A 26,057-nucleotide genomic window follows, 5' to 3' on the forward strand; every position below is an offset into this window, starting at 1 on the left:
AGGAGCAACGCCATGTCTATCAGCAACGTTATCAAACTCATTGAAGAAAACGAAGCCCGCTTCGTGGATTTGCGCTTCACAGACACCAAAGGCAAACAACACCATTTCACCATCCCCGCCCGCGTTGTGTTGGAAGACCCCGAAGAATGGTTTGAAAACGGGCAGCCATTTGACGGCTCATCCATCGGAGGTTGGAAAGGCATCCAAGCATCCGATATGCAGCTTCGCCCCGACCCCCGCACCGCATTCATAGACCCCTTTTTTGACGACATCACCGTGGTGCTGATTTGCGATGTGATAGACCCTGCCCACGCGCAGGGCTACGACCGCGACCCGCGCAGCATCGCTCGCCGCGCCGAAGCGTATTTAAAATCCACAGGCATCGGCGACACCGCGTATTTTGGGCCCGAACCCGAATTTTTCGTGTTTGACGGCGTGGCGTTTGAAACGCACATGGACAAAGCCCGCTTTAAAATCACATCCGAAAGCGCGGCGTGGAGCAGTGGCTATCATTATGACGGGCAAAACACAGGGCATCGCGCCGTGGTGAAAGGTGGCTACGCGCCTGTTGCGCCTGTGGACGCGGGGCAAGATTTGCGCTCGGCAATGGTGCGCGTGTTGGAAGAAATCGGCATCCCCGTGGAAGTGCATCACGGTGAAGTGGCAACGGGCAGCCAAATGGAAATTGGCACAAAATTCAGCACCTTAGTGGAACGCGCCGACTGGACGCAAGACATGAAATATGTGATTTGGAACGTGGCGCACAATTTCAACAAAACCGCCACCTTTATGCCCAAACCCTTGATGGGCGACAACGGCAGCGGGATGCACGTGCACCAATCCATTTGGAAAGACGGCAAAAACCTGTTTGCTGGCGACGGCTACGCGGGGTTGAGCGAGCTTGCGCTGTATTACATCGGCGGCATCATCAAGCACGCCAAAGCCTTGAACGCCATCACCAACCCATCCACCAATTCCTACAAACGCCTTGTGCCGCACTTTGAAGCACCTGTGAAACTGGCGTATTCCGCCAAAAACCGCTCGGCATCCATCCGCATCCCCGCCGTGCACAGCAGCAAAGCCATGCGGATTGAAGCGCGCTTCCCCGACCCAATGGCGAACCCCTACCTTGCCTTTGCCGCGCTGCTGATGGCGGGCTTGGACGGCATCCAAAACAAAATCCACCCCGGCGACCCCGCCAGCAAAAACCTATACGACTTGCCGCCCGAAGAAGACGCGCAAGTGCCCACCGTGTGCGCTTCGCTGGCAGAAGCCCTTGCCGCGCTGCAAGATGACCACGAATTTTTGCTGCGCGGCGGCGTGTTCAGCCAAGATTGGATTGACAGCTACATCGCGTTTAAGGCGGAAGACGTGCGCCGTATGCAAATGGCACCGCATCCGCTGGAATTTGAGATGTATTATTCGCTGTAAACGGATGGCGTTAGGCAGCCTGAAAACGTTGCAATGCGTTTTCAGGCTGCCTTTATTTTGCTTGTGCGGGTCAAATCAAAATTGCCGTTCAACCAAAATGGCGCGGTGGTCGGACTCGCCCCACGGCAGGGCGGTGGTTTGCACGTTGCCTGTTTGGCGGTGCAGCACATGGTCTATGTGCAGCCCGAATAAAAACCATGTGGGCGTGATGTTGGTCATGGCGTTGTGGAGCCGGGCGGTGGGGGTGAAATCGCGGAACACGGGCGAAAAGGGGCTGGCGTTTAAATCGCCCAATACCAGCACGCTGTTTTCGCGGGCGATTTGGGCGGCGACGTGGCGCAAATAATCCAGCCGTGTTTGCGCGAGTTCGGCGTTGATGGGCGGCAGTGGGTGCAGGGCGTATAGGGCTGTGCCGTTGGGCAGTTCGGCGCGGATAAGCGGCAGGTCGTTGATGTAGCTGATGTGGCAGCTTTTGAGCGGGGTTTTTGACCATAGGGCGAGCGCAAAAGGGCTGTGTTCTTGGTGTTGGCAGCCGTGCGGGTAGGCTTGTTGCAGCGGCTGCCAGCGCGGGTCATCTAGGTTGATTTCGGCTAGGGCAACGACATCGGTGGCGTGTTGCTGGATTAGGGCGATTTCGGCTTGCGGGTTGGGGTTGTCCAGATTGACGTTGTACCACAGGGCGCGGTGGCTGTGCTGGGCGGAGATGGCGGGGGCAGGCAGCGGGGTGAACAGCCAGTAGGCGGCGAACAGCGCGGGCGCGAGCCACGCGAAGCGTTGGCGGTGGCTGCGGGCGAACAGGACGGCTAGGGCGAAGAATGCGCCGTACCACGCTCAAAAGTGGCTGAACAGTTCGGCTAGCCAATGGTGGCTGCCAAGCGCGCCAAGGGTTGCGCCGATTAGGGAGAGTAGGGCTAGGGCTTGAACGCGGAGGGTGATGAAGCGGTAGATGGGGTGGGACATGGTGGCTTGGGTGTGGTGGGTGGGGGATTTCAGGCTGCTGTTGTTATTTTGGCGGTCGGTAAAACAAGGTGGGCAATGAGTTGCCCACCCTACGGGCGCGGGCGGGGTGGTTGATTATTTTGAAATACTTGCCCGCGTGGGGTGCAGGGGCTTGCCCCTGCTCGTGGTAGGCGGCGAAACGCCTGCTCTGGCAAAAGATTGGCGATGCTTCAAGGCAGCCTGAAAGTGGTCAATGGAAACATTTGGTGGGCAAGCGGGTTGCCCACCCTACGGCTATATTAGGCAGCCTGAAAACGTTGCAATGCGTTTTCAGGCTGCCTTTTATTTAGCCGATGATGCTGGGCACAAAGCGGTTAAGGGTATCGCGCAGGACGATGAGTTTGCCGTGGAAGTAGTGTCCGCTTTCGGGGATAACAATCAGCGGCATATCTTGCGTGGCGCACCATGCTAGGGGTTTGGCGAGTTCTACCACTTCGTCTTTTTCGCCGTGGATAACAAGGGTTTTTTGTACGTTGGGGGCGGGGGGCGTGGGCATCAGGTAGTGGTTCAGGGCTGCGCCAATCAGCAGCAGCAGGTCGGGCTGGCGCGCTTGGGCGGCGAAGTTGGCAACGTAGCCGCCGAATGAGAAGCCTGCGATGGCGAGTTGGGCGGCTTGGGGGTGCTGGGCGCGGGCGTGGTCAATCACGGCGATGCAGTCGTCGGTTTCGCCTTTGCCGTCGTCGTATTGCCCTGCGCTGTTGCCTGTGCCGCGTAGGTTGGGCAGGTAGCAATGAAAGCCCATTTGGGCGAGACATTTGGCGGCGGTTTGGATGACTTTGTTGGTAAACGTGCCGCCTTGGGTGGGGTTGGGGTGGTTAATCACGGCAACGCCGCGTTCTGCGCCTTGGGCGGGGAAGTAGAGTGTTTCTAGGTTGCCGACTGGGCCGTTGATTTGGATAAGGGTGGGTTGTGCCATTGGGTTTCCTTTGGGGTTGATATGGTTTCAGGCTGCTTTGGGCATGATAAGGCAGCCTGAAAACGGGTTAGCTGATGATGACTTTGATGCCCAGCGCAGTCATGGCGATACCGAGTACGCGGTCTATCCAATGCCCCGCTTTTTGGAAGCGTTGGTTGATGGCGGGCAGGGAGAGCAGCAGGGTTACTAGGGCGAACCATGCAAATTGCAGCACCATCATCCACGCACCATACACGGCAAGTTGCCATGTGGGCATGGCGGGGGAGAGCACGATGGTGAAGATGGAGACGAAGTACACGGGGGCTTTGGGGTTGAGCACGTTGCACAGAAAGCCTTTCACCAGCGCGGTGCGGGCGGATTGCGGTGCGGCTTGGGCGGTGCGGATTTCGGTAATTTCGCCTTTGGCTTTGGCGCGGATGCCTTTGTAGCCCAGATAGATAAGGTATGCGCCGCCGATGATTTTGACGGCGGTGAGCAGCCATGCGGCGGAAGCGATGATGGCGGCCATGCCGAGCACGGAGTAGGCGATGTGAATGTCCAAGCCGAGTGCCACGCCAAGGCTGCTAATCAGCCCGATGCGCCTGCCTTGCCCAAGGGCTTGCTGGGAAATAAAGACGAAGTCGGGGCCGGGCGACATTGCGCCGAGAATGTGGATGCCTGTGATAAGGATGAAGCCGTGCCAGAAGGTCATGGGGGAGTTCCTTGGGGTTGGGTTGGGCAGCCTGAAAATGGGTTGTGTGGCTGTTGGTGGTTTCAGGCTGCCTTTTGGGTTGGCAATTGGCAATGGTTTGTAACAGCGTGCGCAGCAAGCTGCACATTTTACGGCTGGTTGTTACGCTGGACTGGTTTTCAGGCTGCTTCAAATTGGTCAAACCATGCGAGCAGGGTTTGGGGCAGCCAGCGCAGGTGTCCGCGTCCGCTGCCACTCACGAAGCCTGCGTGTCCGCCGTGTTGGGGTTGCAGCAGTTGCACGCTGGGGGAAATGTCGCGCGGTTGCGGCAGATAGGTGGCGGGGTAGAAGGGGTCGTTTTGGGCGTTAATCAGCAGGGTGGGGATGGCGATGTTTTTTAGGTGGGGCTGGGATGAGGCGCGGTGGTAGTAGTCAAAGCGGTCGGTGTAGCCGTGCATGGGGGCGGTGTAGGCATCGTCAAATGCGCCAAGGCTGCGGATGGGGCGGGGGCTGGCGGGGACTTTTTTCAGCAGGGTGTGCAGGAAATAGGGGGTGTAGAGCAGGTAGGGAATGCCGTGTTGCAGGGCTTGGGCGGATGCGGTTAGGTTAAATGGGGTGGAGACGGTGGCGGCGGCGCGGGGCAGGGCGGCGTTGCCTTGTTCGCCAAGGTATTTGGCCAGCACGTTGCCGCCGAGTGATACGCCGACAACGTATAACGTGGCGTAGCGTTGGGCAAGCTGGGCGAGCATATGGGCAAGCTCGGGGGTGTCGCCGCTGTGGTACATGCGTCGCGCGGATACGCCGCCGCAGCTGCGGAAGTGGGCGGTTACGCTGTGCCAGCCGTGGGTGTGGGCGGCGTGGGCGAGTTCTACGGCGTAGTGACTGCGGCTGCTGCCTTCTAGCCCATGCAGTTGGACGATGCAGGGGGCTTGGGCGTTGGGGGCATCGTAAAAATCGTAGGCGACTAGGTCTGCGCCAAAGCTGTCGGGGATGAGTTCGCGGCGGTAGGCGGGGGCGGAGCGGGCTAGGGTTTTGGCGTAGAGTGTTTCACGGTTGCCGCCGCGTAGCCATTTGGGGGGTATGGGGTGGGTGGGGGTGAAAGGGGGCATGGAGGGATGGGTGGGATTGGGTTTCAGGCTGCCTTTCGGGGTGCGGTAGGCAGCCTGAAAATGGGATGCGGTGGTTTGTTGATGTTTGGGGAACGGTTCTATTATTGAATGTAGGGTTGGGCGATGGGTGGTTGCTGGGAAATCAGCGTGTAGGGTGTGTGGCTTTGCCACGCACCATTAAGCATCGTTAAATGGTGCGTGGCAAAGCCATATACCCTTATTTTGCAACAGCGTGCGCAGCTCAGCTGCACACCCTACGGTTGGTTTTTAGGCTGCCTTTGGCAACAAGCCGTTGCTTCATCATCCCTATGCAATGGTTTTCACGCTGTCGCCGTTGTCAAACATCAGTGTTTTTTCGGGGTAGCGCAGGGCGGCAAGGCGGTAGTGGGATTGGGTGGGGGCGATGCCGCGTTTGCGGTCGCGCCAGCGTGCGCCCACGGAGAAATCTACGCAGAACACGTTTTTGCGCGCGCCGTGCCAGCCGTTAGCAGGGACGTTGAACATACCTTCGCGGTGTTTGGGCATGGGATTGTTGTCGTGCCAATGTCGCCAATAATGCCCGATAACCACGGCGGCGCGGTCTTGATAGTCGTTCCACCACGGGTTGCGAATGGAAAATCGCCAGCGTCCGCCTGCAAAAAAGGGTTCGTGGGCGATTTTTTCTATGCCGCAGGTTAGGGCGCGGATGGGGTGGCGGCTGCTGCGGTAGATGTCGTGGGTGGCGGTGGCGTGTAGCATGGGGGGGTGTTGGTTGGGGTTTTCTAGGATGTGGGCGTGTTTGTGTTGCTCGGCTAGGTAGTCGTCATACCACGGGGCGTGTTTGATGCAGCAGTGCAACTCGTCGTCCCATTCTTGGATAAGCTGAACCAGCGGGGCGGTATGGTGTTGCAGTTGGGCGATGGACTCGGGCAGCCATGCGGCGTGGACGATGCGTAGGTCTTGGCGTTGCAATACAAGGGGTTGCTCGGCGAGAAATTGGCTCAGGGCGGGTTTGCTGTTTTCAGGCTGCCTTTGCCATGGGGCGTAGTTGTGGCTGTCTTTGCTGGCGCGGCAGTCAAAAAACCAGCCTGAGCCGTCTTTGGGCTCGTGGGCGAGCAGGTTGATTTCGTGGTTGCCAAGCACCATAAAGGCGTTGCCCGCGCCGATGGCTTGTTTCACCCAGTCCACCACGGCGGGGGAATCGGGGCCGCGGTCAATTAAATCGCCCACGAAGACGAGTTTGCGTCCTTGTGGGTGTTTGCCTGCGGGGGTGTAGCCCAGATAGTGCAGCAGGTTTTGCAGGGCTTCAAATTGCCCGTGTACATCGCCAATGATGTCTAGCGGGCAATTGGGTAGGGTTTGGATAAGGGGCATAATGTTGCGCTGGGTGGGTTTAAGTGGCTGGATTATAGCATTTTAGCGGGTTTCAGGCTGCCTTATGGGGTGGGGGATGCGTTTTCAGGCTGCCTATTTTCAGAATAATGGTTATAGGCGTAGAATATAAACTTAATGTTTTTTAACCCAACTTTACTCACGGGAGAGTATCTATGAATAAAACGCTGATTGCCATGCTGGTGTGTGCCATTGCGGTTTCAGGCTGCAAAAAGTCAAATCGGGTGGACAGTAGTTCGTCCAATCATTCTGATAAATCAGGTTTGATAGTGAATCATCATAAACAAGATAAATCGCCTAACGTTACACCCGAGCCCAATAAGCCGCAGCCTGATAACGGCGGCAACAACGGCAACAATAACGCAGGCAACGACAACAATGTTACCCCGCTGCCTACGCCCACGCCCGAGCAGCCACAACCCACTCCTGCGCCCGCCCCAGCGCCTAACCCAACGCCCAACCCCGTGCCTAGCCCAGCACCCGCGCCAGCCCCAACCCCTGCGCCCAACAACGCAGCCATACTCAGCGTGCAATTTACCCCCAGCACGCTGGATTTCCCCAACCCCGAGCGCGGTTTCTATAAATACGCCGCCGACCCCGCCAAGCTGGATGCGTATTACCTTAATTCCATCACGCAACAAGGCTATCGCCTGATTTACACCCCTGCCGATTTATCGCAATGGCGCAACCAAGACTTGCCACAAAGCTATCTCAACTCGCTCAACGACGGCTTTGAACTGATGCGCCAAGCAGGCGTGAAAGCCGTGTTGCGCTTTGCTTACGACTACGAAGCCTCGGGCAAAGACACCAATCTTGCCCAAGTGAAACGCCATATTGAGCAGCTCAAACCCATCATCAACCGCAATGCCGATGTAATTGCCGTGTGGCAAGGCGGCTTTATCGGCGCATGGGGCGAATGGCATTCTTCTGCCAACGGGCTTAACAGCGATAGCAACAAAAAAGAAATCGCTCAAGCCTTGCTCGCCGCCTTGCCTGCCAATCGCCAGCTCAATCTGCGCTATCCCTATGATTTGATTAAATGGTATGGCACGCCCGCCACCGCCGAAGATTTTGCTAACAACAGCGAAAAAGCGCGCATCGGCATCCACAACGACTGCTATCTCGCCAGCATTGACGACACAGGCACCTACCAACCGCGCCGCGATCAAACCATTGAAGCGCAACGCATGTTTACCCGCCAGCACGTTCAATACACATCGTTTGGCGGCGAAACCTGCGCCCCAATCGCCAACGCCCGCACCACTTGTTCCGACATCCTGCGCGAAGGCAAAGAATTCCGCTTGGCATATCTGAATTACGACTACCACAAAACCTTCATCGACGGCTGGACAAAAGAAGGCTGCATGGCAGATGTGCAAAAAAATATCGGCTATCGCATAGAGCTGAGCCAATTCCAAATCAGCAGCCAATCGGGCGCAACAGGCAGCCTGAAATGGGCATTGAAGCTGAGCAACCAAGGCTGGGCGCGTCCGCTGAACCCACGCAATATTGTGGTGCGCTTCACATCCAGCAGCGGCAGCAGCAAAGATGTGGTGCTGGAAAACACCAACTTGCGCACGCTGGATACAGGCGCAAGCGCGGAATGGGAAGGCACGCTCACCATGCCTAACCTAAGCGCAGGCGAATACAGCGTTTCATTGGGCGCGCCCGACCCCGATGCTCGCCTTGCCAACAACACCCGCTTCTCCTTGCGCTTTGCCAACGCCGATTCAGGCAATGTGCAATGGAACTTGCGCACAGGGTTTTTGGATACTGGGCTGAAAGTTAAAGTGCAATAAGCGTGGATAAAGGTTCAGGCTGCCTCAATCATGGTTGTTGAGGCAGCCTGAAAATGTTTATGGCAACGTGAATTAGGTTGAATAACCGTTTTCAGGCTGCCTTATCCATCGCATTAAGGCAGCCTGAAAACGAAGTTCAGTGTAGCGCGTAGGGTGTGCAGCTTGCTGCGCACGCAGTTTTAGGCAACCTGAAACCTTTGCGCAACCCGCAACCAATGGAGCGTCAGCGGCTCGCCGACATCTTGCCAACCAGTTAAGCCCTATTGCATACATCATTTGGCGGCAAGCCTTCGCCGTTCCATTTTAGAACCTGTATTCACTATTTTCATAGACATCTTTTATGCCCTAAAAACGCGGCTACTGCATTAAAAATGCTCGCAAGGTGTCCAACCTTGCTGCGCTTTTTGCCTTGTATCCGCGCTTTTATTTCATAAAATCTGCCTATGGAAATAGTGAATACAGGTTCTTAGTTTTCAGGCTGCCTTAACCGCATTGCATTAAGGCAGCCTGAAATCTATTTCTGCGTTGGGGGCTTGATTTTGCACTCGGGCAACGCAGCGGGCGTGTACACCGACACTTTAATTGGCGTGAGCGCGAACAGTTGCTCAATTTGGCTTTTGCTGCGTTCGCTGGCGCGTTGCAAGATTTGGTCGGCGCAGGCTTGGCGCAGGATTTGCTGTTTGGCGTGGTATTGCACTTCGGCAAGTACGTTTAAATCGGCTTGGTAAAGGTTGAACGCGCCTGTGCGGATGTCGTACACGTCAATTTTGTCTAGCTGCACGGATAGGATTTCCACGGGCGGCAGGTTGATGATGATGCTTTGGTTATCAAGAATTTGGATGTTGCGTTCGGTGAGCTGGTTTAAATCCAGCCCCGCCACCACGCTGCCCCGCGCGGTGAAAATGCCTTTTTGGCTGTCTTGCCACAGGGCATACCAGTTGCCTTGCTTTTCGGTTTTGATGATGGTGTCAATGTGGTAGGCGGTGCTTTCTAGGCGGTTGATGTCTTGAATTTGGCGCAGCACGCTGGCTTGGTTGATGATTTGATGCGGGCTTGGGGGCTGCGTGATGCGGTGAACCAGCGCGAGCAGCGGGGCGCGGTAGAGCCATGCGCTGATGATTAGGGCAAGCAGGATAAGGGCGCGTAGGGTTTTTTTCATGGTGGGCGATTGGGGGAGTGGTTTCAGGCTGCCTAAATGGTTGCTTGGGCGGGGAAAACAAGAGCGGGCGATGTGAATGATGTTGCAGAATAGGCAGCCTGAAAATGCGTTTCCCCATTTTCAGGCTGCCTTTATGCTGCGCGCAAGTGATGAAAACCCAACCCGCGCGGCTATGGCTTCGCGCCCCCTGTTACCACCACATTCATCTGCTCGGGCTTGATATGCCGTTGCCATGCGGCTTTGATTTCTGCGGCGGTGATGGCGTTGATTTTGCTGTTGTAGGTGTCAAACCAATCGGTTGGGCGGTTGTATAGCCCGATGGCGACTAGGTTGCTGGCGAGTTTGGCGTTGCTGTCAAAGCGCAGCGGGAAGCTGCCTGTGATGTGGGCTTTGGCTTGTTTGAGCTCGGCTTCGGTTACGCCGTTGGCAACGAAATCGGCGAGCACTTTTTGCGCGGCGGCAAGGGCGGCTTCGCTGTTTTTGCGTTCTGTGCCAAAGCTGATGTTAAACGGGGCGGCTTGTTCGTAGGCGGCGAAGCTGCTGGTTACGCCGTAGGTGTAGCCGTGTTTATCGCGCAATTCTTTCATCAAACGGCTGTCAAAGCCGCCGCCACCAAGGATGTAGTTGCCCAACAGCAGGGCGAAGTAGTCGGGGTCGTCGTATTTTAAAACGGGCAAGCCGATGCTGATTTGGGCTTGGCTGCTGGCTTCAAAGGGGATGCGGCTGGTGTGTCCGCCGTGGTAGGGCACGGGCGGCGTGGCGGTGTGGTTTTGCGCTTTGAGTGGCAAGCCGTTGAGCGTTTGGGCAACCAGTTGCTCGGCTTGGCTGAGGTTCAGGTCGCCCGCGATGATGACGATGGCGTTGTCTTGGGCGTAATGCTGTTGATGGAAGGTTTTTAAATCGTCCAGCGTTACCGCGCGGATGCTTTGTTCGCTGCGGTAGGCGGCTTTGCCGTAGGGATGGGTGGGATAGTTGAGCTTGGTTTGCTCGCGGTTGGTGAGATAGCTGGGGTAGCTTTGCGCTTGGCGCAGTGATAACACGGCGCGGTTTTGCAGGCGTTCTAGCACGGCTTGGTCAAAGCGCGGCTGGGTAAGGGCTTGGTTGAGCAAATCGGCGGTGGGGGCGAGCTTGCTGGGGTCGCTTAAACTGCGAAAGGAAAACAGGCTGTATTCAAAGCTGCTGCTGCCTGCGATGCTGGAACCTAGGTCGTTCATGCGCGCGGTAAAGGTTTCTTCGTCTAGCTTTTGCGTGCCGCGCGTGAGCATGGAAGCGGTGGGCTGGGCGATGTCGCTTTTGCCGTTGGGTTCGGCGGTGCTGCCCGCGCCTTTGAAAATCACAGCGTAGTCCACAATCGGCAGCTCGTGGCGTTCTGCCAGCAAAATTTGTGTGCCGTGGGCATTGTGCCAGCGTTGAATATCACAATGGCTTGGGCAAAAGGCGTGGCGAGCAGCAGGGCAAGGGGGGGCAAGGGCTTTAAGGCGCATGATGATAGGCTTTCGGGTGAGATAAAAACGGCGGATTGTAGAACAGTTTGGGCTTGGGCGGATGGGGAATATGATGATGGATTTTCAGCCTTGCGCGTTGCGCTGCGGCATACCCCTTTATACCCAAATCAAAGATTTAGACAAAGGGGCAAGGCTGCCTTAGGCTGCGCGTATCATAAAAATCTTTAATGGTTTAACGCTTGCCCAATAGCCTGCGAACAGCTATTATCCGCCGTTTTCTCACCACGCCAACAAGGAAAACACAATGGCTTACACACTCCCCGAGCTGGGCTACGCCTACGATGCGCTAGAACCGCATTTTGATGCGATGACCATGGAAATCCACCACAGCAAACACCATCAAACCTATGTCAACAACGCCAATGCGCTGTTGGAAACGTTGCCTGCCGAATTTCAATCATTAAGCGCGGAAGAATTGATTGCCCGCATCGCCGAATTGCCCGCCGACAAACAAACGCCCGTGCGCAACAACGTGGGCGGACACGCCAACCACACGCTGTTTTGGCAAATTTTGAAAACAGGCACCACCCTTTCAGGCAGCCTGAAAGCGGCGATTGAACGCGATTTTGGCAGCGTGGAAGCCTTTCAAGCCGAATTTGAAAAAGCGGCGCAAACCCGCTTCGGCAGCGGCTGGGCATGGCTGGTGTTGGAAAACGGCAAATTGAAAGTGGTCTCCACCGCCAACCAAGACAGCCCGCTGATGGGCGCAGCCATCGCAGGTTGCAGCGGCACGCCCTTGCTCACGCTGGATGTGTGGGAACACGCTTACTATTTGAAATACCAAAACCGCCGCCCCGACTACATCAAAGCCTTCTGGCACGTTGCCAACTGGGACGAAGCGCAACGGCGGTTCGATGCGGCGAGCAAGTAATCGTTAAAGCATAATAATAAGGCAGCCTGAAACGCGGTTTATCCGTTTCAGGCTGCCTTATGTTTACCAATAACGATTACAACCCCGCCGCTTTGCGCAATGCTTCGGCTTTATCGGTTTTTTCCCATGTGAACTCGGGTTCTTCGCGCCCGAAGTGTCCGTAGGATGCGGTTTTGCCGTAGATGGGGCGCAGCAAGTTCAGCATTTGGATGATGCCTTTGGGGCGCAGGTCAAAGTGTTCGCGCACCAGTTTAATCAGCTCGGCTTCGTTGAGTTTGCCTGTGCCAAAGGTGTCCACCGAGATGGAAGTGGGCTCGGCGATGCCGATGGCGTAGGAAATTTGGATTTGGCATTGGCTTGCCAGCCCTGCGGCAACAATGTTTTTTGCCACATAACGCCCTGCATAAGCGGCGGAGCGGTCCACTTTGCTGGGGTCTTTGCCCGAGAACGCGCCGCCGCCGTGTGGGGCTGCGCCGCCGTAGGTGTCCACGATGATTTTGCGCCCTGTTAAGCCGCAGTCGCCTTGCGGGCCGCCGATAACAAATTTGCCTGTGGGGTTAATCAGGTATTTGGTTTCGGGCGTGAGCAATTCTTTGGGCAGCACGGGCAAAATAATGTGTTCTTTCACGGCGTGGCACAGCTCTTCGTAGCTGATTTCGGGCGCGTGTTGGGTGGAAAGGACTACGGTGCCAATGCGTTTGACTTTGCCTGTTTCGCTGTCATACGCCACGGTTAATTGCGCTTTGGCATCGGGGCGCAGCCAAGGCAGCAAGCCGCTTTTGCGCACTTCGCTTTGGCGTTGCACCAGGCGGTGGCTGTAATAAATGGCAAACGGCATCAGCGTGGGGGTTTCATCGCAGGCGTAGCCAAACATTAAGCCTTGGTCGCCCGCGCCTTGGTTTAGGTCAATGCCTTCGCCTTCGTTTACGCCTTGGGCGATGTCGGGCGATTGCACGCCGTAGTTCACCAAAAATTTGCAGGTGCTGGCGGCAAAGCCTAAGCTGGGGTCGGTGTAGCCGATGCGGGCGATGGTGTCGCGGGCGATTTGCTCGTAGTCCACTTTGGCGGTGGTGGTGATTTCGCCTGCTAACACGCATAAATCGGTGGCCACCAGCGTTTCAGCTGCCACGCGCGATTTGGGGTCTTGGGCAAAAAGGGCATCCAAAATGGCATCGGAGATTTGGTCGGCCACTTTGTCGGGATGCCCTTCGGACACGGATTCGGAGGTGAAGAGGTATTCGCTCATGGTTTTTCCTTTATTGGGAATGTTGATAAAAATGGGATGAGCATTTTATTTAGCGTAAAGCGCATTGGCGATAGATGAAAATGCGATAGATAAAAAAATGCCCGCATTAAAAGCGGGTTGGGATTGCTTGTCGTAATGAGTAACAAGCCACATCGGTTTATTGAGAACCTGCATTCACTATTTTCATATATGCAAATAATGAATATAAATTCTGAACCGTCCACCTTATTGTTTGATAAACAACAGGTTGGCATGGAATTTCCAACTCTTAATGCGGGGCGAATGATAGCAAATTGCAACAGGCTAGGCAAGGCAGCCTGAAAACGCTTATACTCGCAGCCCTTGTTCAACCTAATGTAAGGAAATGATGATGAAAACCATGCAATCTTTATTGGCTTCGGCGGCTTTATTGGCAGCGTTTGCATCTTCGGCTGCGCCCCAACCGTTGGGTAATCCTTTGCGTGCGGCAAAAGGCTGCCAGTCGCTAAGTGCGCAAGAGACGGCGCGTTGCAAAAAAACGGAAGATTATTGCACCAACAAGCCGAAGGACCCGAAATGTACGCGTTTTAACAAATTGCGCGAGAAATATCCGTTGGAGCAGCGTAATGCCAGCGCGCCTGAATCTTCGGTGGATTATATTGCCCCTGCTGCGCAGTAAACAATGATGCTGAAATGGCTTTTTCAATGGGCTGCGGCGTTGCCGTTGCCCGTTTTGCATGGCTTGGGCAATGCGCTGGGGTGGGTGATGTATGCGGTGTTGGGCAAGGATCGCAGACGCATTCGGCGGCATTTGCGCCAAGCGGGTTTGCCGCATGGCTGGCGTGATGTGCTGCGGGTGTGCCAAGAGACGGTGAAAAGTGGCTTAGAATTGCCTGTGGCGTTTTTTCGGCAGCCTGAAAAGATTGTGGCTTTGTTCCGTGAGGTGCATGGTTGGCAGCATATTCAGGCTGCCTTAAATGCGGGCGAGGGCTTGCTGCTGATTACGCCGCATATTGGCAGCTATGATTTGGCGGGGCGGTATATCAGCGAGCAGCTGCCGTTTGCGCTGACGGCGATGTATAAGCCGCCCAAAATCAAGATGTTTGATGCGATTATGCAGGCGGGGCGGGTGCGCGGTAAGGGGCGGACTGCGCCGACCAATTTGCAGGGGGTGAAGCAGATTATGAAGGCGTTGCGCGCGGGCGAGGCGACGATTGTGTTGCCTGACCATGTACCCAGCCCGATGGAGGGCGGCGAGGGGGTGTGGGTGGATTTTTTTGGCAAGCCTGCTTACACGATGACGCTGGCGGGCAAGCTGGCGCAGGTGAAGAAGGTGCGGGCATTGTTTTTTGTGGGGGAACGGTTGCCTAATGGGCGGGGCTTTGCGCTGCACGTTGCGCCTGTTTCAGGCTGTTTTAATGGGGATAAGGTGCATGATGCGGGGGTGATTAACCGCGATGTGGAGTATTGGGTTCGGCGGTTTCCGAGCCAGTATTTGTTTGCTTACAATCGCTATAAGCGTCCGTTTGGGGCGGTGGAAAGCCCTGAGGGGGGTGGGTGATTTATTATTTGCATAGGCAGCCTGAAAATGTGTTGGGGCATTTTCAGGCTGCTTTTTTGTGGGTGGTTATTGGGGGTGTGGTAGATTAGGTTTCAGGCTGTCTATTGGAGATGGATGTGGGCAGCCTGAAAAAGGGTTAATGCTTTGTGGTTGGCTTTGAGCGTAGCTTTAATCATGCGCTTCATGCCAGCGGGGCACTTACTTTTCTTTGCTTCACCAAAGTGTGAACCTGCATTCATCGTCCACACAACAGCTTTTACGCCCTAAAAACATGGCTACGGCGTTGCAAATGCTCGCAAGGTGTCCAACCTTGCTGCGCTTTTTGCCTTGTATCCGCGCTTTTATGCCATCAAATCTGCCTATGAAAATAGAGTGAATACAGGTTCTTAGTTTTGCAACTCCGCTGCGCTCCGTGGGCTGCCTAAATGGTGTAATCGTAGTCAATCACCAATGGGGCGTGGTCGGAGAATTTGGTTTCTTTGTATACATGGGCGGTGCGGGCGGTGGCGGCGAGTTGGGGGGTGGCCATTTGGTAGTCAATGCGCCAGCCGACATCGTTGGCGTAGGCTTGTCCGCGGTTGCTCCACCATGTGTAGCCTGCGATTTCGGGGTAGAGGCTGCGCCATGTGTCCACCCAGCCGAGTTCGGTTATCACGCGCCCTATCCATGCGCGTTCTTCGGGCAAAAAGCCTGAATTTTTTTGGTTGCCTTTCCAGTTTTTGAGGTCTATGTTTTGGTGGGCGATGTTCCAGTCGCCGCACACGACGATGTCGCGTCCTGTGGCGATAAGTTCGGCGAGTAGGGGGTAGAAGGTGTCTAGAAATTGGTATTTGTAGGCTTGGCGTTCTTCTGCGCTGGTGCCGCTGGGCAGGTAGAGTGAGATAACGCTTAGGTTGCCAAAATCGGCGCGGACGTATCGCCCTTCGCGGTCAAATTCGGGCTGCCCCAAGCCGATTTGCACGGCATCGGGCTGGCGTTTGCTGTATAGGGCGACGCCGCTGTATCCGCGTTTTTCGGCGCAATGCCATACGCCGTGCATGCCGTGTGGGGCTTTCATGTCGGGCGATAGGTCGGTTTCTTGGGCTTTGAGTTCTTGCACGCAGACGATGTCGGCTTGCGATTGGGCGATGTAGTCTAGGAAGCCTTTTTTGTAGGCGGAGCGGATGCCGTTGACGTTGGCGGTGATGATGCGCATGGGGTGTCCTTTGTGGGGTGGGTTGGGGCAGCCTGCGTAGCGAAGCTAAAAGGGGCTGCTGGGGTGGTGGTATAGGATGGCTGAAATTTTAATCTGTGCTGTTTGCTGTTAATTGTTACGCTGTTATTTTGTCAATAGCGTTTTCAGGCTGCCTGTGCGGTCGGCGTATGCCATTTTTTGTTGGGCGCGATAACGCGGCGTTTGCCTTCAACGTAATAGTCTTCGCCCATGTCGTACATCAGGGCGTGGTGCAGGTATTTGCCTTGGCAGTTGTACACGATAAAGGGGGCGGTGCCTGCGGCGTTGTGGCGGGCACAGGGGGCGTTGTAGAACGAGATTTCGCTGCTGGTTTCGGTGTCGCCGTTTTGGTGGATGATGGTGCTGGGGTGTTGGGCGGGGACGATGATGCGCCCGTTTTCGTCTTTTGCGCCGATGTTGTCGCCTTGCTGGAAATAGGTGATGGTTTGGGGCGGATGGGGAAGCATGTTGCGGCTTGGGCGGCTTGGGCGGCTAGGGGGGCGAGTAGGAGTAGGGGGAGTAGTAGGGTAGGGCGTATGGGGTGTCCTTTTGGATGGGTAGGGTGTTTTCAGGCTGTCTTTGGTGTAGGGCAGCCTGAAATCTAATCCCTGAAATCTAATTCATGGAATGGCGATGGTTTGTTGCCACAGGGTTGATGCATCGGGCTTTGCGGGTGGGCAAGATGATGTTGGCGAGATGCCAACGCGCTATGTTTTCAGGCTACCTTTGGCGTGGCGCGTGTGGGTTACGTTAAGGCAGCCTGAAAACCCAATTAGCTGTGATAGGGATTGTGCTGCGTATCCAGCAGCAGCCGATATTGCAGGCGGATAAATTCGTCTAGCACGGCTTGTTGGATGTCTAGCTGCTGGGTTACGGGGGCGGCAAAGCGGACGACCAGTTTGTAGGTTTTGTCATCATGTGGCACGCGGTTGATGCGGGTGCGGGCGGCGGGAGTGAAGAAAAGCTGTTGCACTTGCAGGGCTTCAAAGTATTGGATGATTTCGGGGGTGTAGGGCGCGCACCATTGGTCTAGCACGGCGTGCAGCTTGGGCACGATGGCATCGGAATCCAGATGAATCGGCACGGGGATTTCAAAGGTGTGCACGATGTATTGCCCAAAAATACTGTTGCGCTGCACGGTTTGGCTAAGCAGCAGGCTGTTGGGGAACGAAACGGTGCGCCCTGATAAATACCCAATCAGCGGGTTCTCCACGATTTGCATCATCAGGGTGTTGAATAGGTTGATGTCCACCACGCGCCCGCGAACATGGGCGATTTCAATGTAGTCGCCCACGGAATATTGCCGCGTGGCAAAGCGCAATAGGCTGCCTGAAAGGCACATAATCAGCTCTTTGGTGGCGACCACGGTGGCGGCGGCCAGCGCAACCATAGACAGCGCAAAGGTTTGAATTTGGCTGCCCCACACCAAGAGCAGCCCAACCAGCAAGGCAATCAGCGAAACATTGCGGCTGACCACTAGGGCGCGGCGTTTGTGTTCCAAATCCCAGTTGGGGTGGCTTTTGATGTGGGCGTAGAGCCAGATTTCTTTGGTGAGCCACACCAAGGGGAACAGCAGGATGGTGAGTATCCATTGCTCGGATAGGGGGATTTTTTCTAGCCATTGGTGAAAGGTGTTGAGCATGGGTGTTCCTTGGGTTTTATGTTTTCTACCTTGCGCGTTGCGCTGAGAACTACCCCTTAGCTTTGCATAAGTTCGCATGGCTAAATCAAAGATTTAGATGCTTACTTAATACCCAAATCAAAGATTTGGACAAAGGGGCAAGGCTGCCGTTGGCGCGTTTAAAGGCAGCCTGAAATGCTTAGAACCTGTATTCACTATTTCCATAGGCATCTTTTATGCCCTAAAAACGCGGCTACTGCGTTAAAAATACTCGCAAGGTGTCCAACCTTGCTGCGCTTTTTGCCTTGTATCCACGCTTTTATGCCATAAAATCTACCTATGAAAATAGTGAATACAGGTTCTTAATTATTGCGGCGCGGCAAGTTCCGCATCGTTTTCAGGCTGCCTATGCGGATTTGCCCGCATCGCTAAAAGGCAGCCTGAAACGCTTGTTCTTGCAGCGCAGCCAATTCTTCAATACCTTGTTGCGCCAGAGCCAGCAGCGTGTTTAATTCCGCCACGCTAAACGCCGCGCCTTCTGCCGTGCCTTGAATTTCAACAATATTTTGCGCGTTCAGCATCACAATATTCACATCGCTATCGCAGCCTGAATCTTCGGGGTAATCCAAATCCAGCAGCGGCGTGCCGTTTACCATGCCCGCAGAAATGGCGGCAATGCTGCCAATCAGCGGATTGGCGGGCAGGCTGCCGCTATCCAGCAATTTTTGCACGGCGATTTTCAGCGCAACAAACGCACCCGTGATGCTGGCGGTGCGCGTGCCGCCATCGGCTTGAATCACATCGCAGTCAAGCAAAATTTGCCGCTCGCCCAGCAAGGTTAAATCCACGCAAGCGCGCAAGCTGCGCCCAATCAGGCGTTGGATTTCTTGCGTGCGCCCTGACTGCTTGCCCGCAGCCGCTTCGCGTTTCATGCGCGATTGGGTGGAAGCGGGCAGCATACCGTATTCCGCCGTTACCCAGCCTTGATTTTTTCCACGCAAAAACGGCGGCACGTTGTCGTCCACCGTGGCGGTGCAGATGATTTGGGTGTTGCCGCAAGCAATCAACACCGAGCCTGCGGCATGGGGCAGAAAATTGGGCGTGATGGTTACGGGGCGCAGTTGATTGGCGGCGCGGGCGGTGCGAATGTAGCTCATAGCAGGCTTTCGGATGAATGGATGAAAATGGGCGAAATTATAGCGGGTTTGCCAACGATGGTCTTGGGCAGCCATAGGCAGCCTGAAAATCATTTTGGCAGCATCTCGCTTCTGTTTCAGGCTGCCCATCCGCTTTGTGTTACCATAGCCCCGTTTTTCAACGTTACCCAAAGGAAAAAACATGACCGTCCGCAGTATGACAGGCTTTGCCAACGCGCAAGGCGAAATCGCAGGCAAACGCATAGAACTGGAACTTCGCGCCGTAAACCACCGCTTTTTAGACGTGCAATTCAAAATCCCCGACGATTTGCGCGTGCTAGAAGGCGCGATGCGCGAAATCATCAGCAACAAAGTGTCGCGCGGCAAGCTAGAATGCCGCATCCAGTTGAGCAGCATCGCCAACGGCGCAGACAGCCTGCACATCAACCAAAACCTTGCCAACGAGCTTGCCGAGTTAAACAACAAATGGCGCAAAAAACACAGCGGCTTGGGCAAGCTCACCGTTGCCGATATTTTGCGCTTCCCCAACGTCATCATCAGCGCAGACGTGGACAGCGACGCGCTGCAAGAAACCGTGTTGCAGCTATTGGCGCAGGCGGTGGATGAATTTGTTGCCAGCCGCGAGCGCGAAGGCGAAAAACTGCAAGCGCATATTTTGGAACGGCTGGATTTGATGCAAGCCATCATCGGCGCGTTGGAAGAATTGTTCCCGCAGCTTTTGCAAGAACACTTGGCACGCAGCCGCCGCCGCTTGCAAGAAGCCGTGGTCAGCATTGACGAAGACCGCCTGAAACAAGAATTTGCGTTGTATATGCAAAAAGCCGATGTGGACGAAGAATTTAACCGCCTGCACACGCACATCACCGAAGTGCGCCGCATCGTTACCCAACACGACGGCACCATCGGCAAACGGCTGGATTTTCTGATGCAAGAGCTTAACCGCGAAGCCAACACGCTGGGCAGCAAAGCGATTGCCAACGAATGCACGCAGGTTTCGGTGGAGTTGAAAGTGTTGATTGAGCAGATGCGCGAGCAAGTGCAGAATATTGAATAGACGCGGCAAGCGGATAGGAAGGCAGCCTGAAAACTGGGGATGGGTTTTCAGGCTGCCTTTTTTGGTTGGGCATATTGCGGGTTTTGGCTTGTTTGCATTATCGGCGTGATGGTGAAGATTGTTGCGCCCGTTTTCAGGCTGCCTGCCATAAATGGAGCAGCGACGGCTCGTCGCCATTATGCTGAACAACCCAGCCACGCCCATATTTTCAGGCTGCCTTTAACAGACCAACATCAAGGTAGCCTTGCCACTTTGTCCAAATCTTTGATTTAGCCATGCGAACTTATGCAAAGCCAAAGTGGTAGTCCGCAGCGCAACGCGCAAGGTAGAAACCCCATCCCAGCTAAAACTCATCATCCCCGCCCAAATCAGGGCAAATCCCATACAGCAAACACAGCGGCGTAAACACAATATACTCCGTTGCCCGCGTAACCTTGCGCGCCGTCTCCCCCGAGCCAAACGACGCGCCCGAGCCTGTGCTGGCGCAGCTTGCCAACGCCAAACAAAGCAGGGCAGATAATCCCAATTGTCGCATCACGGTCTCCTAATGGTTTTTCAGGCTGCCTAGTCATACAGGCAGCCTGAAAACACAATTACGATTGATTTTGCTGTTTATTTGACTGCGCTGCTTTCGCCTGCTCATCCCGCTCAAACTTCGCCGCCCAATAAGTCGCCAGCAACGCGCCTGAAATATTGTGCCACACGCTAAAAATCGCGCTGGGCACCGCCACCACAGGCAACGCAGCAAAGTGTATCTTCGCCAACGCCACGCCCAAGCCCGAGTTTTGCATTCCCACTTCCACCGCCAGCGTTTTTTGCGCGTCATACGGCAAGCCCATCACCCGCGCCGCTAAAAAGCCCAGCAAATAGCCCAAGCCATTGTGCAAAATCACCACCGCAAAAATCAACACGCCACTTTCCACAATCCGCCCCTTGCTCGCGCCCACAATCGCCGCAATCAGCAACACAATCGCCGATACCGACACCAAAGGCAACGCTTCTGCCGCCGCATCCGTTTGTTTACGGAAAAACTTGTGCATCAGCACGCCCAGCACAATCGGCAAAATCACAATTTCCGCAATGGAAACAAACATAGACCCCGCGTTGATTTGCAGCCATTGGTTGGCAAACACATAAAACACCGCAGGCGTAAGCAGCGGCGCAAGCAGCGTGGACACCGAAGTGACCGCCACGCTTAGCGGCACATTGCCCTTTGCCAAATAAGTAATCACATTAGAAGCCGTGCCCCCAGGGCAAGAGCCCACCAAAATCACGCCCACCGCAATATCCGCAGGCAAGTTAAACGCCTTCGCCAGCGCAAAAGCAATGCTCGGCATAATCGCAAACTGCGCCACCACGCCCACAATCACCGCCTTGGGCTGCTGCCCCAAAATTTTAAAATCGTCGGGCGACAAGGTCAGCCCCATGCCGAACATAATAATGCCCAGCAAATAAGGTATCAGCGGCAACACCCATTTAAACGCTTCGGGCGAAATAAACCCGATAAAAGCAAACAACGCCGCCCACAAGGCAAACGTTTTCCCAACAAATTGGCTTAGCTTTCGGATGGTTTCCATGTTGTATCAATCCAAATAATTTAATTAAAGATAAAGCCCAAAGTAACTGTTTACTTTGGGCTTGGTTAAAGTGCTAAAAATTAGACCATTGATCGCCCTTGCGATTGATTTTGATTAAATTGTCGCTCTGCTTGCTCTCTGGCAAGCGTGTTTTCTGCTTGGGCAACTTGAAGCGTGCTTTCATGAGCAGGTGTTTTTGTCGCGGTATCTAGTTGCATCTCAGCATAACGCAAATCAGGTTCATGGCTAAAAATAGCAACAGAGTTCTCATTTAAAGCAACGTTTACGCTTTCAACTCTGCTCATTCTCGCTTCAATCCCTTTGGCAGTCAGCGCCATAGCAATATTTTTATAGTCATCTGGATGGGTAGCAGAGATATTGTTTCTCTCGCAAAAGGCAATCAATTGCTTTTCGCATTGCTCCGCCAGTTTTGCCGCAGCAGGAGAAAGCTGGGCAGTGGCTACTTGGGTTTGAGCGAAATTATCCAAATTGTGATTTGGGTCTAATGAGCTGTGTTTGGTTATTCTGGGAAGGACATCTTGTATTAGGTTAAGTTCTCTGCGTGAACGCCCTAAAAATTGGTTATTTTTGCCTTGAAATTGAGGATGCAAAACAGTTGCTTCCATTCTTTTATGATAAACCTCTTCCGATATTTTGCCTTCTGAATATTGCTTGATTACGGATGCTGCTGCCCTAGCTTTATCTGCTGCGCCATGATAAACCATAGAAAAAAGAGCAGCACGTTGGTTTTCGGATAAAGCCTCCTTAGGGCATCCTACCCTATTTAAAACAGCCCTATCCAAAACACCTTCTTTTTCTTCAATGGTAGTTTTTCTATATAGCTCGTCAGATTGTTGAGCAGTCAATTTTATTTGCATCACACTTTTGCTATTCGTTAGAACATCAAAACTCTTATTTTCGCCCATGGTAATAGGTCCAAATAATTGTTCAGAAGCACTACCTAGTGGCGATTTTAAAAAATTAGTTAGATTTGTTTGTCCTCTTCCTTTTGGGTAATCTGGGCGAGGAAATGTGTTTAGATTATGAGCTTGTTGCTGCATCAGCTTCATAAATTGAGCTTTATCTTTATCCGATAATCCTAATACTTCGGACAGCCCATTAACTTTTGGTTCATCAACGGTATAACGATGCCCATTACGGCTATTAGGCGTTGCGATGAAAGCAACTCCCTTGCCTGCTGTTGGAATACCCCTAGTATCAAGATAAATATTATTAACAATCCCTTCATTGTTTGTTATTAATTTATCTCTAGCTGCTTCATATTTTTTTTGATCAAATGCCATGATTTTAATCCTTATGTGGGTTGTTTAAGTTTAAGATTGACTGGTTTCCATTCGCCATTTTTCCAGCAATAAAAATCTGTCATAATTTCTGTATCTGGACGAGTGGATAATGGATATTGAACACTAATGCATCCTCGTAGAGGAGTATCAATTGTGCCTTGTTGTATGATGCCCTTGCTTTCCGAAAATTTTTCAAATTTTGGGTCATATACATAAATAGTACCGCTTGTATAGGCGGATCCCATTGGTGCTGGGGCTGCTGCTATTATATCTAAATAACCATCCCCGTTAAAATCCTCAATGGCTAATATTTTATCCGCAATACGAGGCAAAAATATTATTTCAGGACCTAAAACTTGAATTTCATGATTTATTTTATTAGTAACTAATATATTGTATCCACCTCCTATTTTGGGATAGTTCGATTTATTTTTTGTTAATTCAGTTTGTTCTTCATCTATATCAAGAACGGGAACAACTTTAACTTCAAATGGAAAGTCTTTTATGGGCGGATAAATGCTGCTTTCTTTATCCAATTCTGCTTCTGTTTTTTCTTGCGTTGTTTCGCTACGGTCTGATTTGCTTGTTGAGTTTATGGGTGTATGTTGGCTTGAACAACCCAATAGAATAGATAACGCTACTATACTCGTGATAAATTTCATAATTTTAACCTTTATGGATGGTTGTTTTAAGATTAACAGGTTTCCATTTGCCATTTTTCCAGCAATAAAAATCCGTAATTGTTTCAAAATTATTTGGGTGTGGATATTCAACGCTAATACACCCTGGTTTAGGAGTATCTATTGTACCTTGTTGTATAATGCCCTCACTTTCTGAAAAGTTTTTAAATTCCGGTTTATATACATAAATAGTACTACCTAGATAGCCTGATTGTGCTATCGGTAGATTTGCTGCCATTATGTCTAGATAACCATCTCCATTAAAATCTTCAATAGCTAATATCTTACTCACAATACGGGGAAGTGCTGTTACTTCTGTACCTAAAACTTGAATATCATGATTGATTTTATTGGTAACCAATATATTGTATGCTCCTCCTACACTTATTTTGGGATTGTAAGATTTATTTCTTGTTAATTCAGTTTGTTCTTCATCTATGTAAAGAATAGGAACAACTTTAACTTCAAATGGAAAATCTTTTATGGGCGGATAAATGCTGCTTTCTTTATCCAATTCTGCTTCTGTTTTTTCTTGCAGCTTTTCGTTATGGTTTGATTTGCTTGTTGAGTTTATGGGCGCATATTGGTTTGAACAGCCTAGGAGAATAGATAGTAGCACTATGTTTGCAATAAGTTTCATGGTTTTTCAATCCATAAAAGTTCTGTTAAGTAATTGTACTAGAAAGCAAAGCACATTTGTGCAAGATAAAGTGGCATTTTGTTGTTTGTTTTAATTCAATCAGTTGCTTTAATTTTACAAAACTGGTCATTCGTAAAATAATCGTTGTTGTCAGCATTCTAAGCGCAAATTCCTGTAAAATACGCCCCGGTTTTCACCACGCAAACATCCCACAATGGACGACCTCCCCAGTAGCACGTTCACATTAAACCCTTCAACCCCCATCAACTAAACCTGCCTTAATGCCCCGCGCCATCAGGCAGGCGGAGCATTTATGGAAAATCAAAACTACAACCACAGCGATTCCGAGCAACTATCCGCCGATATTGAACACATCCACAAGCTCGCTTCGCATCTGCTGGAACACTATTCCGAAATCAGCGAACAATTTACCCTGCCCGAGCTGCACGCCAACGCCAAGCTGCAAATGCTGATTGGCATTTTGCACGAATTGCACCCTGCCGACGTGGCGGCTGTGCTGGAAAGCTTGCCGCCCAAAGAGCGCGTGTTGGTGTGGAAACTTGCCGCGCCCGAAGAAGACGGCGACGTGTTGCTGGAAGTTTCCGATAGCGTGCGCGAAAGCCTGATTGAAACCATGGACAAAGCCGAGCTGGTGGCGGCGGTGGAAGACATGGATGCCGACGATTTGGCAGATTTGGCGGACGACTTGCCCACTCATGTGGTGGATGAAGTGCTGCAAACGCGCGATGAAGAAGAACGCGCCCAAGTTCAGGCTGCCATGTCGTATGCAGACAACCAAGTGGGCGCGGTGATGAACTTTGAAATCGTCAGCATACGCGGCGATGTGGCGTGCGAAGTGGTGCTGCGCTATTTGCGCCGTTTTGACAGCCTGCCCGACCACACCGACAAAATCTTTGTGGTGGACGATAACGACATCCTGCAAGGCGTGTTGCCCATCCGCAAGCTGCTGGTTTCCGACCCCGAAGAGCTGGTGGAAAACATCATGGCAAAAGACGTGGTGAAATTTCGCCCCGAAGATGATGTGGAAGAAGCCGCTGCCGCGTTTGAACGCTACGACTTGGTAACCGCGCCCGTGGTGGACGAAAACAAAAAGCTCATCGCGCGGCTCACCGTGGACGAGATGGTGGACGTTATCCGCGAAGAAAGCGAAGCCGATATGTTGAGCATGGCGGGTTTGGATGAAGACGAAGACCTGTTTGCCCCCGTGTGGGATTCGGTAAAAAACCGCTGGGTGTGGCTGGCGGTGAACTTGGTAACCGCGTTTATTTCCAGCCGCGTGATAGGCGTGTTTGAAGGCTCCATCGCGCAAATTGTCGCGCTGGCAACGCTGATGCCGATTGTGGCGGGCATCGGCGGCAATTCAGGCAACCAAACGATTACCATGATTGTGCGCTCGCTCGCCAACTCGCAAATTTCCAACGCCCAAGCCATGCGCCTGCTGAAAAAAGAACTGGGCGTAGGCTTAGTGAACGGCTTGATTTGGGGCGGCGTGATGGGGCTGGTGTCGTTTATTTTGTATCATAACGTGGGCATCGGCTTGGTGATGGTGGCCGCCATGACGCTGAACCTGCTGCTGGCGGCATTTTTGGGCGTGATGATTCCCGTGTGCCTAGAAAAATGGGGCAAAGACCCCGCGCGCGGCAGCTCCGTGCTGATTACCGCGTTTACCGACTCGGGCGGGTTTTTGATTTTTCTTGGGCTGGCGACGATGTTTTTGCTTAAACATTGAGCCCCAATGGCGTTTCAGGCTGCCTATTGCATCAACCAATAGGCAGCCTGAAAACATTGCGCGAGAGCCATACGCTTAAAAGCCCACGTTGCCCCATGCACATTTAGCGCAAGAGCACGGCTTGCAAGCAAGCCGTAGGAGCGCGGGGCGCGGGGCGCGGCTTCAGGCTGCCTATATCCACCCGATAAGGCAGCCTGAAACCTAAAATGGAGCGGCGACGGCTCGTCGCCAAATGGTTTACTCAATAAGACTGACTGATAAGCAAAATGTCGGCGAGCCGCCAATTCTCCATGTATTGCAGCTTTGGCAAAGGTTTCAGGCTGCCTATATCCGCCCGATAAGGCAGCCTGAAAACGACAAATCATGTTTTCATGCCGTATCAGCAAAATTTAAGGGGCTGTCCTAGATAACTAGGACAAATCGTGCTTTACTAGTTGTTTTAAAA

General features: G+C 53.1%; 29 protein-coding genes. 9 read left to right on the top strand and 20 right to left on the bottom strand.

Annotated elements, in window-relative coordinates; all coding sequences use genetic code 11:
- Positions 1–12: 12 nt before the first annotated feature.
- Positions 13–1,431 carry a type I glutamate--ammonia ligase gene (glnA, locus tag Q4A85_RS06320; protein WP_303108640.1) on the top strand — a complete coding sequence of 473 codons (1,419 nt, stop codon included), beginning with the start codon at positions 13–15 and terminating at the stop codon, positions 1,429–1,431.
- 75 nt (positions 1,432–1,506) lie between these two features.
- Here the strand turns inward: glnA and Q4A85_RS06325 are convergent, their stop codons facing one another.
- Positions 1,507–2,151 carry an endonuclease/exonuclease/phosphatase family protein gene (locus tag Q4A85_RS06325; RefSeq protein WP_368500193.1) on the bottom strand — a complete coding sequence of 215 codons (645 nt, stop codon included), beginning with the start codon at positions 2,149–2,151 and terminating at the stop codon, positions 1,507–1,509.
- Between Q4A85_RS06325 and Q4A85_RS06330 the strand changes: the two genes are divergently transcribed.
- Positions 2,071–2,238 carry a hypothetical protein gene (locus Q4A85_RS06330; RefSeq protein WP_303108642.1) on the top strand — a complete coding sequence of 56 codons (168 nt, stop codon included), beginning with the start codon at positions 2,071–2,073 and terminating at the stop codon, positions 2,236–2,238. The genes Q4A85_RS06325 and Q4A85_RS06330 overlap by 81 nt on opposite strands.
- A gap of 24 nt (positions 2,239–2,262) precedes the next feature.
- Here Q4A85_RS06330 and Q4A85_RS06335 read toward each other — a convergent pair whose 3' ends face one another.
- From Q4A85_RS06335 to Q4A85_RS06355, 5 genes are all read right to left on the bottom strand, one after another.
- Positions 2,263–2,391 carry a hypothetical protein gene (locus Q4A85_RS06335; RefSeq protein ID WP_303108644.1) on the bottom strand — a complete coding sequence of 43 codons (129 nt, stop codon included), beginning with the start codon at positions 2,389–2,391 and terminating at the stop codon, positions 2,263–2,265.
- A 325-nt stretch (positions 2,392–2,716) separates the two neighbouring features.
- Positions 2,717–3,346, bottom strand: coding sequence for an alpha/beta hydrolase (locus Q4A85_RS06340; RefSeq protein WP_303108645.1), 630 nt, complete (start codon positions 3,344–3,346; stop codon positions 2,717–2,719).
- A 67-nt stretch (positions 3,347–3,413) separates the two neighbouring features.
- A complete protein-coding gene (locus Q4A85_RS06345; protein ID WP_303108647.1) occupies positions 3,414–4,130 on the bottom strand; it encodes a LysE family translocator in 717 nt (238 codons plus the stop codon).
- 65 nt (positions 4,131–4,195) lie between these two features.
- A complete protein-coding gene (locus Q4A85_RS06350; RefSeq protein WP_303108696.1) occupies positions 4,196–5,125 on the bottom strand; it encodes a YheT family hydrolase in 930 nt (309 codons plus the stop codon).
- 306 nt (positions 5,126–5,431) lie between these two features.
- Positions 5,432–6,478, bottom strand: a complete 1,047-nt coding sequence (locus Q4A85_RS06355; RefSeq protein WP_303108649.1) for a metallophosphoesterase — start codon at positions 6,476–6,478, stop codon at positions 5,432–5,434.
- A 173-nt stretch (positions 6,479–6,651) separates the two neighbouring features.
- Here Q4A85_RS06355 and Q4A85_RS06360 point away from each other — a divergent pair, with 173 nt between their 5' ends.
- On the top strand, positions 6,652–8,295 hold the full coding sequence (locus Q4A85_RS06360; protein WP_303108651.1) for a DUF4832 domain-containing protein: 1,644 nt from the start codon (positions 6,652–6,654) through the stop codon (positions 8,293–8,295).
- Positions 8,296–8,367: 72 nt separating this feature from the next.
- On the opposite strand, the gene Q4A85_RS06365 is transcribed toward Q4A85_RS06360, so the two are convergent.
- The 3 genes from Q4A85_RS06365 to Q4A85_RS06375 form a co-directional block, all read right to left on the bottom strand.
- On the bottom strand, positions 8,368–8,571 hold the full coding sequence (locus Q4A85_RS06365; RefSeq protein WP_303108653.1) for a hypothetical protein: 204 nt from the start codon (positions 8,569–8,571) through the stop codon (positions 8,368–8,370).
- A 238-nt stretch (positions 8,572–8,809) separates the two neighbouring features.
- The gene (locus Q4A85_RS06370; RefSeq protein WP_303108655.1) at positions 8,810–9,454 is read right to left on the bottom strand and encodes a DUF4230 domain-containing protein; all 645 of its coding nucleotides are present in this window, start codon (positions 9,452–9,454) and stop codon (positions 8,810–8,812) included.
- Positions 9,455–9,624: 170 nt separating this feature from the next.
- Positions 9,625–10,938 (bottom strand): pitrilysin family protein, encoded by a 1,314-nt coding sequence (locus Q4A85_RS06375; protein ID WP_303108657.1) that lies wholly within the window; start codon positions 10,936–10,938, stop codon positions 9,625–9,627.
- Between the two features lie 265 nt (positions 10,939–11,203).
- Here Q4A85_RS06375 and sodA point away from each other — a divergent pair, with 265 nt between their 5' ends.
- On the top strand, positions 11,204–11,830 hold the full coding sequence (sodA, locus tag Q4A85_RS06380; protein WP_303108659.1) for a superoxide dismutase [Mn]: 627 nt from the start codon (positions 11,204–11,206) through the stop codon (positions 11,828–11,830).
- A gap of 76 nt (positions 11,831–11,906) precedes the next feature.
- Here sodA and metK read toward each other — a convergent pair whose 3' ends face one another.
- Positions 11,907–13,076, bottom strand: a complete 1,170-nt coding sequence (gene metK, locus Q4A85_RS06385) for a methionine adenosyltransferase (protein ID WP_303108661.1) — start codon at positions 13,074–13,076, stop codon at positions 11,907–11,909.
- A gap of 370 nt (positions 13,077–13,446) precedes the next feature.
- Here metK and Q4A85_RS06390 point away from each other — a divergent pair, with 370 nt between their 5' ends.
- Both Q4A85_RS06390 and Q4A85_RS06395 read left to right on the top strand, forming a co-directional pair.
- A complete protein-coding gene (locus Q4A85_RS06390) occupies positions 13,447–13,734 on the top strand; it encodes a hypothetical protein (protein ID WP_303108663.1) in 288 nt (95 codons plus the stop codon).
- Positions 13,735–13,740: 6 nt separating this feature from the next.
- Positions 13,741–14,616 (top strand): lysophospholipid acyltransferase family protein, encoded by an 876-nt coding sequence (locus Q4A85_RS06395; protein ID WP_303108666.1) that lies wholly within the window; start codon positions 13,741–13,743, stop codon positions 14,614–14,616.
- 421 nt (positions 14,617–15,037) lie between these two features.
- Here the strand turns inward: Q4A85_RS06395 and Q4A85_RS06400 are convergent, their stop codons facing one another.
- The 4 genes from Q4A85_RS06400 to rph form a co-directional block, all read right to left on the bottom strand.
- Positions 15,038–15,811, bottom strand: a complete 774-nt coding sequence (locus Q4A85_RS06400) for an exodeoxyribonuclease III (protein WP_303108668.1) — start codon at positions 15,809–15,811, stop codon at positions 15,038–15,040.
- Positions 15,812–15,954: 143 nt separating this feature from the next.
- The gene (locus tag Q4A85_RS06405) at positions 15,955–16,296 is read right to left on the bottom strand and encodes a hypothetical protein (protein ID WP_303108670.1); all 342 of its coding nucleotides are present in this window, start codon (positions 16,294–16,296) and stop codon (positions 15,955–15,957) included.
- A 305-nt stretch (positions 16,297–16,601) separates the two neighbouring features.
- Positions 16,602–17,471: a mechanosensitive ion channel family protein gene (locus Q4A85_RS06410; protein WP_303108672.1), complete on the bottom strand. Its 870-nt coding sequence runs from the start codon at positions 17,469–17,471 to the stop codon at positions 16,602–16,604.
- Between the two features lie 407 nt (positions 17,472–17,878).
- Complete coding sequence (rph, locus tag Q4A85_RS06415; RefSeq protein WP_303108698.1) at positions 17,879–18,607, bottom strand: ribonuclease PH; 729 nt, start codon at positions 18,605–18,607, stop codon at positions 17,879–17,881.
- 181 nt (positions 18,608–18,788) lie between these two features.
- Here rph and Q4A85_RS06420 point away from each other — a divergent pair, with 181 nt between their 5' ends.
- Positions 18,789–19,661: a YicC/YloC family endoribonuclease gene (locus tag Q4A85_RS06420; protein ID WP_303108674.1), complete on the top strand. Its 873-nt coding sequence runs from the start codon at positions 18,789–18,791 to the stop codon at positions 19,659–19,661.
- A gap of 105 nt (positions 19,662–19,766) precedes the next feature.
- Complete coding sequence (locus Q4A85_RS06425; protein ID WP_303108676.1) at positions 19,767–19,934, top strand: hypothetical protein; 168 nt, start codon at positions 19,767–19,769, stop codon at positions 19,932–19,934.
- A 70-nt stretch (positions 19,935–20,004) separates the two neighbouring features.
- Here the strand turns inward: Q4A85_RS06425 and Q4A85_RS06430 are convergent, their stop codons facing one another.
- The 5 genes from Q4A85_RS06430 to Q4A85_RS06450 all read right to left on the bottom strand — a co-directional run bounded on the left by Q4A85_RS06430 (position 20,005) and on the right by Q4A85_RS06450 (position 23,862).
- Entirely contained in the window at positions 20,005–20,196 is a 192-nt protein-coding gene (locus tag Q4A85_RS06430) for a hypothetical protein (protein ID WP_303108678.1), read from the bottom strand.
- Between the two features lie 58 nt (positions 20,197–20,254).
- Complete coding sequence (locus Q4A85_RS06435) at positions 20,255–21,238, bottom strand: bile acid:sodium symporter family protein (protein WP_303108680.1); 984 nt, start codon at positions 21,236–21,238, stop codon at positions 20,255–20,257.
- A gap of 80 nt (positions 21,239–21,318) precedes the next feature.
- Complete coding sequence (locus Q4A85_RS06440; RefSeq protein ID WP_303108682.1) at positions 21,319–22,542, bottom strand: hypothetical protein; 1,224 nt, start codon at positions 22,540–22,542, stop codon at positions 21,319–21,321.
- 11 nt (positions 22,543–22,553) lie between these two features.
- Positions 22,554–23,291 carry an FG-GAP repeat protein gene (locus Q4A85_RS06445; protein ID WP_303108684.1) on the bottom strand — a complete coding sequence of 246 codons (738 nt, stop codon included), beginning with the start codon at positions 23,289–23,291 and terminating at the stop codon, positions 22,554–22,556.
- Positions 23,209–23,862: a hypothetical protein gene (locus tag Q4A85_RS06450; protein WP_303108686.1), complete on the bottom strand. Its 654-nt coding sequence runs from the start codon at positions 23,860–23,862 to the stop codon at positions 23,209–23,211. Before Q4A85_RS06450 ends, Q4A85_RS06445 begins: the two co-directional genes overlap by 83 nt.
- Before the next feature lie 313 nt (positions 23,863–24,175).
- Here Q4A85_RS06450 and mgtE point away from each other — a divergent pair, with 313 nt between their 5' ends.
- A complete protein-coding gene (gene mgtE, locus Q4A85_RS06455; RefSeq protein WP_303108688.1) occupies positions 24,176–25,612 on the top strand; it encodes a magnesium transporter in 1,437 nt (478 codons plus the stop codon).
- Positions 25,613–25,635: 23 nt separating this feature from the next.
- On the opposite strand, the gene Q4A85_RS06460 is transcribed toward mgtE, so the two are convergent.
- Positions 25,636–25,977, bottom strand: a complete 342-nt coding sequence (locus Q4A85_RS06460) for a hypothetical protein (protein WP_303108690.1) — start codon at positions 25,975–25,977, stop codon at positions 25,636–25,638.
- Positions 25,978–26,057: the final 80 nt, after the last annotated feature.

Origin of the sequence: Kingella sp. (in: b-proteobacteria) (assembly GCF_030527935.1) — a bacterium.
Taxonomy (GTDB): domain Bacteria; phylum Pseudomonadota; class Gammaproteobacteria; order Burkholderiales; family Neisseriaceae; genus Kingella_B.